The organism is Deltaproteobacteria bacterium (assembly GCA_019308905.1).
Lineage (GTDB): Bacteria > Desulfobacterota > BSN033 > WVXP01 > WVXP01 > JAFDHF01.
Genome location: JAFDHF010000007.1, coordinates 43601 through 55554, shown reverse-complemented (window position 1 = coordinate 55554; position 11954 = coordinate 43601). Strand labels below are relative to the sequence as shown.

Below are 11954 nucleotides of genomic sequence, written 5' to 3'. Positions count from 1 at the left end.
TTTTTGAAGCTTTACGGTCTTGTCCCTTGACACCCCAGATCCGTCTCGCTATACTCCCCTCGAATCGACGGATACACGGGCTTGGGGTCGATTCGCGGGGCGACAGGGAGATTTCATCCGGAACTGAGTAGAAGACCCAGGTGGGGGGAACAAGGGCAATGGACCTCGGACTGGAGCGGTTTTTTCACGACATTCGATACCGGAGGGAGCGTTATCGTCAATTCGTCGGTGTAGCCTTTGTGGTCCTGGTCAGTGCGGCAGGCCGACCGGACAGGGCTGTCTTTATCCCCGGGGCCATCCTTGTCGTACTGGGAGTGGCAACCCGCCTCTGGGCCTCGGGTTATATCAAGAAGAACCAGGCCCTTGCCACCGACGGACCTTACGCCTATGTGAGACACCCCCTTTACGTGGGCAACATCACGATGGGGTTTGGCTTTGCCTTGGCCTCAGGCCTGTGGTGGAGCTTCCCCCTGCTCCTCGGCATTCTCCTGGCCTTCTATCCTCCTGCCATCCGCCGGGAGGATCGGAAACTCCACCGCAGATTCGGGGAAGCCTGGGAGGAGTGGTGTAGAGAGACCCGTGCCTTGCTTCCACGTCTCACCCCTTATCGCCAGGACCAGCAGGGCAACTGGTCGTTCTGGCAGAGCCTGCGGCAGAACGGCGAACCCCTTATTGCTCTTTTCCTGCTGTCTTGCCTTTACTTTCTCTACCTCAATCTCTACTGACCCCCGGTAATGGCCATGTTGGAGTGTATGGAAAACCTCACAGAAGAAGAGCTGCTCCACTGGCTGAGGAGCAGCGCCAAGAGCGGGTCGCATATCTTCAGCCACGGCTATCAGGGTCATGTGTATCTTTACGAACACAAGGGGGAGCGCCTCATCCTCAAGGCGCCCACGGGCTGGGGAGTCGGCCGACTCATTCGCCAGGCCATGCTCCGTAACGAGTACAGGGTCTACTCGAGGCTCTCCGGCATGGAAGGCGTGCCCCGGTGTTACGGCCTTCTCCGGGGACGGTATCTGGTACTACAATGGGTCGACGGAATTCCCTTTCGGAGGGCTCGGATCGTCGATCCAGAGATCTTCTTCAGGACCCTCCTCGACCTTATCAAAAGGCTCCACCGGGCAGGGGTGGCCCATGGCGATCTGAAGAAGAAGGACAATCTCCTTGTCATCGACGGCCGAAGGCCCTGCTTGGTCGATTTCGGCGTGGCCGTCATAAAGAAGCCGGGTTTCTCGCCCCTGAACGGTTACCTCTTCAACCTGGCGAGAAGGTTCGATTTCAATGCCTGGGCGAAGTTGAAGTACGGCAGAAGGTTGGAGGCGATGAGCAGGGAGGACCGGGATTACTACCGCAGGACCCTGGTCGAGAAGGTGGCACGCCGCGTGAAGCGGGCCTATAGGGGAATAAGGAAGGGTCTTGGAATCCCGCATAGAAGGCACGAAACGTCCTAACCCCTGGAAAGGGGCCGGGCTGGCTAACAACGGGTGTGAACCCATCATGATCAGAAGGTTCGAGCTTAGAGACTTGGAGGAGGTGCTCCAGATCGAGGCCCAGGCCTTTCCGAAATCCTCCTACACACGGGAAATGTTCCTCCATTACTACCGTGTCCATCCAGAGACCTTTCTCGTCTTCGAGGAAGACCGAGTGTGGGGCTATATCATCTTCAAGCCCGACGGTCATGTGATCTCTCTGGCCGTGGCCCCGCCTAGCCGGAGAAGGGGGGTGGGAAGGAGGCTCATGGAGGCATGCGGGTCCGTGTGTCGGACCGGGAGGCTCCGGGTCGAGGTGAGGGAAGGCAACACGGGAGCTCAGAGCTTCTATAAGAGCCTGGGATTCCAGCTGAAGTCCAGAATCCCCTTCTACTACGGTACGGAAGACGCCTACGTCATGGAAAAGAAGATCGAGTCCTTTGGTCTGCCGGGAAGGGCGGATTGAAAAGCGACTCCCATCAGGACCAGCCGGGTCCATAACAGGATCGCGAGATCTCCAAGAAGGAGCGGCCATGCGAAAGCTCAACCCCGCCTATGTCCAGGCAGCGACCCTTGTGGTGAACCGTTCTCCCTACTTTGCCCTCCTTTCCATGTCGATCCGTGAGATCGGCACGGGATACGCCCTTCTCGATATCGAGGTTCAAAACAAGCACCTTCAACCCTTTGGAGTCGTCCACGGAGGAGTCTTTGCTTCTATCGTCGATGCCGCCGCTTTCTGGGCAGTTTTTTCAGAGGTTGACGAGGACACGGCCATGACCTCGGTAGACCTGAAGGTCAACTTTCTCGCTCCTGCCCGGGCCGGCAAACTCATCGCCCGGGGCCGACGGATCAAGCTCGGCAAGACTCTCGCACTGGCCGACGCGGAGGTGGTCGACGAGGAGAACAGAATACTCGCTCACGGGACCTCGACCTTGATGGTCATACCGGGACCGGCCCTGGCTCTCGGCGTCTCACCGCCCCCCAAGTTCATCGAAGAACCGTGACCCTTGGACAGGCCAGAGCGGTCCGGATCAACACCGAAAGGGGGCCCGGCTCTGTTCTGTCCCTCCCTCCGGCTTCGCTGCCCTCTATGAGTACCTCACCGCCGCAGCAATCGATGCCCATGGGAACGAGGGGGGTCTTCAAAGGCGGGGGCACTGCAGAAAAAGGGTTGTCCTGCCCGCTGAATCGTGCAAGAATTAGGACAGGGTTGAAACCGAGCAACACGGGGGCGATCCTCAGGTGAACAGAACCTCTCTCCTTCTCGCCACGGCGGGCCTGGCTCTGGTCGGCGTTGCGGGGTGCACACACGTCATCTCCCGTCAGGCCAGAGAGACGGCTCTCAAGGGCCTCACGCCGCAATCGATTCTCCGGGACTTTGAAACCTACAGGGGGAGGCTTGTCATCATGGGTGGAGAGGTGATCCAGACCCAGAATCTCGAAGATGAAACCATCATAGAAGTCCTCCAGAGACCCCTGAGCCGGGGTACGGATCGCCCTCGCGAAGACAAGGAAGGGGATGGTCGATTTCTGGTAAGGTACAAAACCTTCAAGGATCCGTATGTTTTCAGCCAGGGAAGAGAGCTCACCGTCGCGGGCATCGTCGTGGAAACCAAGACCTCAAAGATCGACCACAAGAGCTACACGTATCCGGTTCTGGAAAACAGGGAGACCCATCTCTGGCCTGAGAGGGAAGAGATCCCCCCTTCTTACTGGTATCCGTACCACCCCTGGCCGTACCCTTACTACCCGTGGCCCTACCACTGGTACTACGGCCCCTGCCGCTATTACTGATATGAAAGGAACAGGAGAATCGATGGGTTTCCAGTGTCCACGGAATCCTCCTTTCGGTCGGAGATAACCGCCTGCCAAGGACTCATAAGACGGTCTTGAGACCCTCCAGTTTGGAAAACCGACCGTAGAGCCTCAGGACCTGCTCTGCAGACTCCATCTCCAGCCTCAGGGTCATGGAGAGATACCTCCGCCCTGAGCTCTCCCGTACGGAGAGGCAGCGCCCCTCCTCCACCTCCTGCCCAAGCTCCCGGCGGATCTCCTCCAGAACGCCCTCATAGAAGAGAGACGTGTTCTCACCGATCACCTTGAAAACGTAGAGACCGGGAAATGAATGGCACTGATTGAGAAGATCAACTGCTTCCTGCTCCTCCATAGGCTCCCCGTACAGGCCCGAAAATCCCCCTCCACCCTTCCTGCCCCTTTCCCGTGGTCACCTCCCTCTTCTTCTTCTTGCAGGAGGCCCCTTTACCCGGTCAAGAAAAAGAGGCCGTGAGTTCCGAATCATCGATTCCAGGTCTCCCGGAGAGAGGCGGATCCTCGAGAATATCTCCCTCTCGAGGCTCTTAATGTTTCTTGCCATCTCCTCCAGGCGGGCTCTTTTCTCGGGGGTCTTACCGTACCTGACCATGAGATCGGCAAGCCTGTCCTCCAAGGGAACGACCCTGTCGTGTTGAACCCGCTTGTCACTGTAGTTGACGACCCTTGCCTCGTCGATGGAACCGGCGATTTCCGGACCCGAATCGACGTGGTGTCCCACGATCCATGCCACTTCTGGATAGCCCATTTCCAGGACCATTCTTCGGCCCATCTCAACATGGTCCCCCCCCTCGCGAAGGGAACGGGTCTTGGCAATATCGTGAAGCAGGGCTCCTGCAACAACCAGGGGAATACTGAGACAGGCCCCTTTCTCATTCAAGGCCTCCGCAAGGGCCTTGGCCACCCTGGCGACCAGAAAGGAATGACGCCTGATATTGGGCATCATTCCGCTACTCTTCATGATCCGGCCACACTCAGCCACGGAAGGAATCCGGACCGCAGGAGGCTCGGCGAATCTTTTCCTGTTGGTCTTGCAGGCTCCGCCGGCGAGGTCCGAAGGGGTCATTGGATCATCATCCCCTTCCCGTTCGGGATCCTTCTCTCGTTTGTCTCACGGACAAACCTGTCACGGCATCCCTTTCAGAGGAGAAATCCCATCTCCTCGTACACCTCTCGTTCCAGATCCTCGGGATTGGCCCACTCGATCTCTTGGAGGATCCGATCCATCTCCCCGTCCAGGTCCTCATCGGCGACAGAAAGGAACCCATCAAAATCGGCATAGACCTTTATCTGGACCACGTACTTGAGGCTTCCAGGCGGCAGGTACCGCCCGCATTTGAAGCAGCTCTGTCCTTCCACGGCCCCTTCCTTTCCCTTTCCCCTATCTCCCATATCTCACGGCAATCGCAGAGGATTCCACGGGGCTCCCCTTCCCGCACTTCCTCAACGGGCACCCGGCTACGGGTGTCTGTCAACCGAGGCCTTCCACCGGTCGATCTCTTCGAGCCCTCTCAAGGCCAGCAGCCTCCGCCTCTGCCTCCCTTTCTCCCCCGTTTCCAGCGGGGGGAACAGCCCGAAATTGGCGTTCATGGGCTGAAACGTGGCAGGATTCGCATGAGTTACGTATCGCAGCAGAGATCCTATGGCCGTGGCGGGTGAAGGAGTGACCATGGGCTCCCCTTTCATCCACAAAGAAGCACTGATCCCAGCCAGAAGTCCCATGGCAGCAGATTCCACGTACCCTTCAACCCCGGTAATCTGGCCGGCCAGGAATATCCGGGGATGACCCTTGAGCTGAAGACTCTCCCTGAGGAGCAGAGGGGAGTTAACGAAGGTGTTTCGATGGACGCTTCCAAGCCGGACAAACTCCGCGTCTTGAAGGCCCGGAATCATGCGAAAAACGCGCTTCTGCTCCTCCCATTTGAGCTTGGTCTGGAATCCGACCATACTGTAAAGGGTGCCTTCTCGATTATCCTGTCTCAGCTGAACCACGGCAAAGGGTCTCTCTCCTGTCCTCGGATCGACGAGACCCACCGGCTTGAGCGATCCAAAGGCCAGGGTCTCCCGCCCGCGGCGGGCCAGCTCTTCAACGGGCATGCATCCCTCGAAGTACGCCTCCTTTTCAAACTCCCTCAGCGGAACCCTTTCCGCCCGAACCAGGGCATCCACGAAATCGTAGTACTGCTGCCGGGTCATGGGGCAGTTGACATAATCGTCCCCTCCCCGACCGTACCGGGACGCTTTGAAAGCGACGGCGAAATCAATGGAGTCACCGAGCACGATAGGAGAGACCGCATCGTAGAAATAGAGTGCCTTTCGTCCGGTCATCTCTGAGAGGCTCCGGCCAAAAGGCTCCGAGGTCAGCGGCCCTGTGGCGACAATAACGGCACCTCCGGCCGGCATTTCCGTAATCTCCCGGCGGATGATCTCAACCTGCCCCTCTCTCTCGAGGCTCTCCGTCACAAACCGTGAGAATTCCTCCCTATCGACTGCCAGAGATACACCCGCGGGCACTCGAGTCTGGTCCGCCGCTCGGATGATGAGGGATCCAAGCCTCCGCATCTCCTCCTTGAGGAGCCCCACCGCCTTATCCAGGGATTCGGACTTCAGGGAGTTACTGCAGACCAACTCTGAAAGGAGAGGCGACTTGTGAGCCGGTGAAAACCTGTGGGGCTTCATCTCGTACAATACCGTCCTAATCCCCCGCCGAGAAGCCTGCCATGCAGCCTCACATCCGGCGAGCCCTCCTCCTATGATCAGAAGCCTTTCCTCTCCTGCCAAATAGAACCTCCCACTTGGGGTCATGAATCCCCTTCTGCCTTGTACCCGCATTTTTTGCAAAGGATGACATTCCCCTTCCGGGTACGTTTCTCGGTCATGAAGGGAGCCCCACACTGGGGGCAGGGCCGGCCCACCGGGGGGTCCCAGATGACAAAATCACATTGAGGCCAGCGGGTGCATCCATAGAATCTCTTCCCCTTGCGGGACCTCCTCTCGATGATGAAGCCGTCACACCCCTCCCGGGGACATGGAATATCGAGATGTTTCGGTCTCGTCGTCTTACACTGGGGATATCTCGAACACGCGTAGAACTCTCCGAAGGGACCCCGCTTGAGGAGCATGGGACTCCCGCAGGTCGGGCAAGTACCGTGGCTCCCCTCCTCGGCCTGCCGGACCACCACCTCACCCCGTTCATTCCGCTCGAAGTCGTAGCTGTTCCGGCACTTGGGATATGCGGCACAGGCCAGGAAAAAACCCTTCCGGCCCCACCGGATCACCATGGGGCTCCCGCACTGATCACATACAAGGGGAGTGGCAGTCACCTCCTTCTTCAACTGCGGGATGAGACTCTCGGCTCTTTTCAGGCTCCTGCTGAACCTGCCGTAGAAATCCTCCATGGCCTTGGCCCACTCGATTTTCTCTTCCTCGATCGCATCCAGTACATCCTCCATCCTGGCCGTGAATTCCACACTGAGGATGCCCGGAAAACTCCTGACAAGGAGATCGTTCACCAGAAGACCAAGCTCCGTAGGACGGAATTTCCCCTGATCGAGGCGAACATAGCCCCTCTCCTGGATGGTCGTAAGAATGGTGGCATAGGTTGAGGGCCGCCCGATCCCTTTGTCCTCGAGTTCCTTGACGAGAGTGCTTTCGGAAAACCGCGGCGGCGGTTGGGTGAAGTGCTGTTCCCGCTCAAGGGGAGGCAAGAGTTCCAGAACCTCGCCCTCGGTGAGGGGCGGAACATGGACCTTCTCTTCTCCTGACAGCTCTTCCGTCCCCTGAACAGCCATGAAACCCGGGAACTTCATGGTAGACCCGGTCACGCTGAAGATCGCCTCACCGGCCTCGATGTCAACCACCCTGCGTTGGAACACGGCCGGACTCATCTGACTGGCGACAAAGCGGTTCCAGATGAGCCGATAGAGCCTCTCCTGGTCACTGGTCAGGTAGGGGCTCACCTTTTTCGGTTCGTACCGGAGGTCGGTCGGACGGATCGCCTCGTGGGCCTCCTGGGCCCCCTTCTTGCTCTTGTAGACACGGGGCCTTGCCGGCAGATAGGCATCCCCGTACTGGTCGGCAATCAAGCGGCGCACCGCCTCCAGCGCCTCATTCGACACCCGGGGAGAGTCTGTACGCATATAGGTTATCAGTCCTACAGGCCCCTCGTCGCCGAGCTCGATCCCCTCGTAAAGGTCCTGGGCTATCCGCATGGTCTTCTTGGGCGAGAACCGGAGCCTCCGGGAAGCCTCCTGCTGGAGCTTGCTGGTAATAAAAGGGGGCGGAGGATTTCGAAGGCTCTCCTTCTCCTCTACCCTCTTCACCGTGAATCCGGCTCCTTCCAAAGCCGCAACGATCTCCTCCGCTTCTTTTTTATTGGAGATCTTCGGCTTCTCACCCCCAAACCTCGACAGTTTCGCCTTGAAAGGCTCGGGATGGGCTCGGCTCTTGAGTAGGGCTTCGATCGTCCAGTATTCCTCGGGTGTGAAAGCCCAGATCTCCCTCTCCCGGTCACAGATGAGACGCACGGCCACGGACTGCACGCGGCCTGCACTCAACCCCCTCCTGATCTCCTGCCATAGCAGCGGGCTGATCTTGTATCCCACCAGACGGTCCAAAACCCTCCGAGCCTGCTGGGCCTCATACAGACCGCGCCGGAGTTCTCCGGCGTTCCGGATCGCTTCGAGAACCCCCCGCTTTGTGATCTCATTGATTAAGACCCGGTAGAAGCGACGGCTATCCCCGTTGAGTTCCTCCTTTATGTGCCAGGCAATAGCCTCTCCCTCCCTGTCCGGATCCGGAGCCAGGTAGACTCTGGAAGCTCCCCGGCTGGCTCTCCTCAGCTCCTGAATGATCTTGTTCTTGCCATGGATCACCCCATACCTGGGCCTAAAGCCGTGCTCCACATCGATACCCAAATCGTTCTCCGGCAAATCCTTGACATGCCCGACCGTGGCCTTCACGACAAAGTCATGCCCGAGAAACTTGCTCAGTGTCCTGGCCTTTGTAGGGGATTCCACAACGACGAGAGATTTGGACATGAACGCTCCTCACCAATCGGGTTTGAGCCGGTCTTCGCCTAAACCCGTACAAACCGCTTGCCAGGCAGTTGGCTGATCAGACCGGTCAACTCGAGATCCAGCAGGACCCGTGAGACCCGGTTCGCCTGCCACCCGGTCCGGATGACTAAGTGGTCGATATGAAGCGGCTCGTCTCCCAAAAGGCCGTACACGAATCGCTCCTCATCGGTCAATGTACTTACGGGCCCGATCTCCTCATTCCCCTCTTTCCTATCCCGGTGCTGCCACCGAGGAAGGATCTCTTCGAGAACGTCCTCGGCCCTCTCCACCAGCTTAGCCCCTTGCTTGATGAGCCGGTGGGTCCCCCGGCTATGGGGAAGTCGAACGCTTCCCGGAACGGCAAAAACCTCCCTTCCCTGTTCCAGGGCGTAGTCGGCCGTAATCAAGGATCCGCTCCTGAAGTTCGCTTCCACAACGACCACTCCTGCCACCAGACCGCTGATGATCCGATTACGACGGGGAAAGTTGCCGGGCAGGGGTCCGGTCCCCATCGGAAATTCCGAGATCACTCCCCCGCGCTCCACGATCTCCCTCATGAGCCCCCTGTTCTCGGCCGGGTAGACCACATCCACCCCGCATCCGAGGACCGCCAGGGTCTTCCCCCCGCCGAGCAGTGCTCCCCGGTGAGCAGCAGAATCGATACCCCTTGCCATACCGCTCACCACCGTGACCCCTTGGGCGGCCAAGTCCCGTGCGAGCTGCTCGGTAAAGGCCCTGCCTTGGGCGGTGGCCCTCCGCGACCCTACAATCGCGACTGCCGTAGACCCCGCCGCCTCGAGACTTCCCCGAACATAGAGGACCGGCGGAGGATCGAAGATCTCAAGGAGAATCCTCGGGTACCCTGGTTCCCGGTACGTCACGGCAGACACACCGTATCTGTCCATGAGTCTCAGTTCATCTCTCAATCGCTTTTCCAGGGGAAAGCTCAGGATCGCCTCCGCAAGCTTGGGACCTATCCCCTCGACCTTCCCCAGCCCCTTTGGAGAAGCCTTGAAGACCTGCCTGGGACCATGAAAAACCCCGATGAGATTCCTGTAAGAGACGCTCCCTATGCCGGGCACAAGATTCAAGGCGATCCAGTAGCGGTTGTCCTCCACGGCCATCCCCCGTAGCTCATCTATCCTATTCTATACGGGCGTCCTTTTCAACTGGACGGCTCGTTCACCCGGAGACTATCAACCGAAAGTGATTCTCCGAGTCGGCACAGGTGAGAGTCCCGGATGGAAATCCAGAGGCAAGACCTTAGGGCGAAACCAAAAAATATCTCATGGGTGGGATAAAGACAAGAGCCGACCGGGTGCTCAGTGTGACACATATCTTTCCATCTGCTGGCCGAAAACCGTCCGGCAGAGGCCTCGAAACACCGATCCAAGGAGTAGACCGCCCCGGTCTTGAAACAGAGGGGAGACAAACAGATCGGCCGCCGGGAAAAAGGAGACCGGATCCATCGCCATATTCACCTGAGCCCGACCCCTTGAGGTACTACCTTTTCCACAGACAAAACAGAAAGGCCCTCCGTTGCTGAGGAAGGCCTTGCTAGACGAAGCGAAACTGATCTCACTCGAGGGCCCTGTATGTCATCACCTCGTCCCCCCTCAGGACTGCATCCATCGAATCGGTGATCTCAGCCTGATAAAGGACCCCCTTGACGGCTGTGACCCTCAGTGCACCCACCACGTAGATCTTCTTTGTTGTCTTCTTGCTGTAAGGGTTCTTGAGCATCTTCTTGGTTCTGAAGATGAGAAACCTCTCTCCCACCCGTGCGGGGCGCTCCTTTAGAGCCAAATAGACAAAATCTCCCTGTGCAAGAAGCTTCTTCTCATACCTTGCATCAACGATGGTCCCCAGGGACTCCTCCTCAAGAACCAGGTACTCCACATTCCCCTTGCGGAGAACCTGGGCCACTTCTGTTTCACCCACAGGACCGGTCTCTGTCACCTCCATGGAAGGTGAAACCTCCCCTTTCTCCTCTACCGCAACAGCCTCCTCGGATTCCTTTGGTTGTTCCACAATCTCTGCCGGACCCTCGGGCTTTGAGACGCTCTGCGCTTCTGTCGCCGTCCCGCCTGCCGCCTCACCCACCGTTTCGGCGCCTTTTCTCGCCCCCGTTCGGATCTCTGCCGGTTCCCCGTGAAGGCGCAGGGGATTGCCCGGATAGATAAGATGGGGATTCGTAATGTACTGATTCCTCTCCCACAGCTCAGGCCACTGATACGGACTGCCCAGATACTTGCCCGACACGTCCCAGAGGGTGTCCCCTTTCTTGATCACGTAGACGTCTTCTTTCGTCTCCTGGCCGTAACCGGGAAGAGCCGTTATCACCAAAAGAAAGATCAGCACCGAGAAAAATCGAATCCCCTTGTTCATCGCCCTCTCCTTTTGAGAATGCCGGTTTTTGTCTTCACAATGTATCAAAAATTATGCCAGTTCCATACACAAAAGGTTAATTCCTGACTCCCCGCCTGTCAAGCCCTTCGCCGCCCCCCGACATCCCCGGGCTGTGCGGTCGTAACCAAGATGCAATCTCCTCTCAAGGCACCCACCGGAGACCTTGAGAGGATGATTGGGGCATTCCGACAAATCGCAAATTCTACCTTGAAAGAGATGCAATAGACTGCTATACTATTATTAGCACTCATATTAACTGAGTGCTAATCTTTTGGGTCTCATCTATCCCGATGCCTGGAGGAGACGGAAAAGCCATGCACAATCTGCCTGTTACCACAAGCTCCCTGGAGCTCTATCTGACACAGATCAACCAGTTCCCATTGCTCAGTGCGGATGAGGAGTTCGAGCTGGCCACACGGTTCAGGGAGAAGGGCGACATCGAGGCTGCCCACAGGTTGATTACCTCCAATCTCCGATTCGTGGTGAAGGTGGCTTTGGAGTATAGATCATACGGCGTGAAGCTTCTCGACCTCATCCAGGAAGGCAACATCGGACTCATGATGGCGGTTAAGAAGTTCGATCCCAGGCGGGGGTACCGGTTGATCTCCTACGCGATCTGGTGGATCCGCGCATATATCCAGAATTTCATTATCAAGACTTGGAGTCTGGTCAAAATAGGTACCACTCAGACCCAGAAGAAGCTCTTCTACAGTCTCGGAAAGACCAAGAGGCTCCTCGGCTCGTCGAAAGGGGACGAAAAGAATATCCACGCTCTCGCAGAGGCTCTGGATGTGAAAGACCACGACATAGTCGAGATGGAACAACGGATGAGTCTCAGGGATTTCTCGCTGGATTCGGCTGTGGATGAGGATTCTCAAGTCACCCACCTGGATCTCCTTGCCGACGAGAGGCCGAATCAAGAGGAGCTTGTCGGCCAGATGGAGGAGGAGAGAGAACGGAAAGGACAAGTCCGCCGAGCCCTCCGGTGTCTTAGTTCCAAGGAAAAGTACGTGATAGAAAAGAGAATCATGTCTCATCATCCGGCGACCCTCCAAGAGATCGGGGATTCCCTTAATCTCTCCCGCGAGAGGATTCGACAGATCGAAAACGAGGCTCTGAAGAAGCTGAGGAACGAGTTGGAATACGGCCTTCAGGCGGCAACGGCCTGATGGGGCAGGACAGCTAAGGG

At 57.6% G+C, this 11954-nt stretch carries 13 protein-coding genes; 6 read left to right on the top strand and 7 right to left on the bottom strand.

The genetic code is table 11. From position 1 onward, the window contains the following. Positions 1 to 158: 158 nt before the first annotated feature. The 5 genes from JRJ26_04510 to JRJ26_04490 all read left to right on the top strand — a co-directional run bounded on the left by JRJ26_04510 (position 159) and on the right by JRJ26_04490 (position 3263). Positions 159 to 725 (top strand): isoprenylcysteine carboxylmethyltransferase family protein, encoded by a 567-nt coding sequence (locus JRJ26_04510; GenBank protein ID MBW2056743.1) that lies wholly within the window; start codon positions 159 to 161, stop codon positions 723 to 725. Positions 726 to 752: 27 nt separating this feature from the next. Next, positions 753 to 1451 carry a hypothetical protein gene (locus tag JRJ26_04505; GenBank protein MBW2056742.1) on the top strand — a complete coding sequence of 233 codons (699 nt, stop codon included), beginning with the start codon at positions 753 to 755 and terminating at the stop codon, positions 1449 to 1451. Positions 1452 to 1497: 46 nt separating this feature from the next. After that, positions 1498 to 1935, top strand: coding sequence for a GNAT family N-acetyltransferase (locus tag JRJ26_04500; GenBank protein ID MBW2056741.1), 438 nt, complete (start codon positions 1498 to 1500; stop codon positions 1933 to 1935). Positions 1936 to 2002: 67 nt separating this feature from the next. Next, positions 2003 to 2473, top strand: coding sequence for a PaaI family thioesterase (locus JRJ26_04495; GenBank protein ID MBW2056740.1), 471 nt, complete (start codon positions 2003 to 2005; stop codon positions 2471 to 2473). Between the two features lie 238 nt (positions 2474 to 2711). After that, entirely contained in the window at positions 2712 to 3263 is a 552-nt protein-coding gene (locus JRJ26_04490; GenBank protein MBW2056739.1) for a Slp/YeaY family lipoprotein, read from the top strand. Between the two features lie 82 nt (positions 3264 to 3345). Here JRJ26_04490 and JRJ26_04485 read toward each other — a convergent pair whose 3' ends face one another. The 7 genes from JRJ26_04485 to JRJ26_04455 all read right to left on the bottom strand — a co-directional run bounded on the left by JRJ26_04485 (position 3346) and on the right by JRJ26_04455 (position 10744). Beyond that, the gene (locus tag JRJ26_04485; GenBank protein MBW2056738.1) at positions 3346 to 3636 is read right to left on the bottom strand and encodes a DUF493 domain-containing protein; all 291 of its coding nucleotides are present in this window, start codon (positions 3634 to 3636) and stop codon (positions 3346 to 3348) included. Positions 3637 to 3693: 57 nt separating this feature from the next. Continuing rightward, positions 3694 to 4365: an HD domain-containing protein gene (locus tag JRJ26_04480; GenBank protein ID MBW2056737.1), complete on the bottom strand. Its 672-nt coding sequence runs from the start codon at positions 4363 to 4365 to the stop codon at positions 3694 to 3696. Positions 4366 to 4439: 74 nt separating this feature from the next. Then, positions 4440 to 4658 carry a hypothetical protein gene (locus JRJ26_04475; protein ID MBW2056736.1) on the bottom strand — a complete coding sequence of 73 codons (219 nt, stop codon included), beginning with the start codon at positions 4656 to 4658 and terminating at the stop codon, positions 4440 to 4442. Between the two features lie 99 nt (positions 4659 to 4757). Further along, complete coding sequence (gene trmFO, locus JRJ26_04470; protein ID MBW2056735.1) at positions 4758 to 6104, bottom strand: methylenetetrahydrofolate--tRNA-(uracil(54)-C(5))-methyltransferase (FADH(2)-oxidizing) TrmFO; 1347 nt, start codon at positions 6102 to 6104, stop codon at positions 4758 to 4760. Further along, positions 6101 to 8338, bottom strand: coding sequence for a type I DNA topoisomerase (gene topA / locus JRJ26_04465; protein MBW2056734.1), 2238 nt, complete (start codon positions 8336 to 8338; stop codon positions 6101 to 6103). Before topA ends, trmFO begins: the two co-directional genes overlap by 4 nt. A gap of 38 nt (positions 8339 to 8376) precedes the next feature. Continuing rightward, positions 8377 to 9480, bottom strand: coding sequence for a DNA-protecting protein DprA (gene dprA, locus JRJ26_04460; protein MBW2056733.1), 1104 nt, complete (start codon positions 9478 to 9480; stop codon positions 8377 to 8379). A 454-nt stretch (positions 9481 to 9934) separates the two neighbouring features. Next, positions 9935 to 10744, bottom strand: coding sequence for a LysM peptidoglycan-binding domain-containing protein (locus JRJ26_04455; GenBank protein MBW2056732.1), 810 nt, complete (start codon positions 10742 to 10744; stop codon positions 9935 to 9937). Between the two features lie 335 nt (positions 10745 to 11079). Here JRJ26_04455 and rpoH point away from each other — a divergent pair, with 335 nt between their 5' ends. Next, the gene (gene rpoH / locus JRJ26_04450; protein MBW2056731.1) at positions 11080 to 11934 is read left to right on the top strand and encodes an RNA polymerase sigma factor RpoH; all 855 of its coding nucleotides are present in this window, start codon (positions 11080 to 11082) and stop codon (positions 11932 to 11934) included. Positions 11935 to 11954 lie beyond the last annotated feature (20 nt).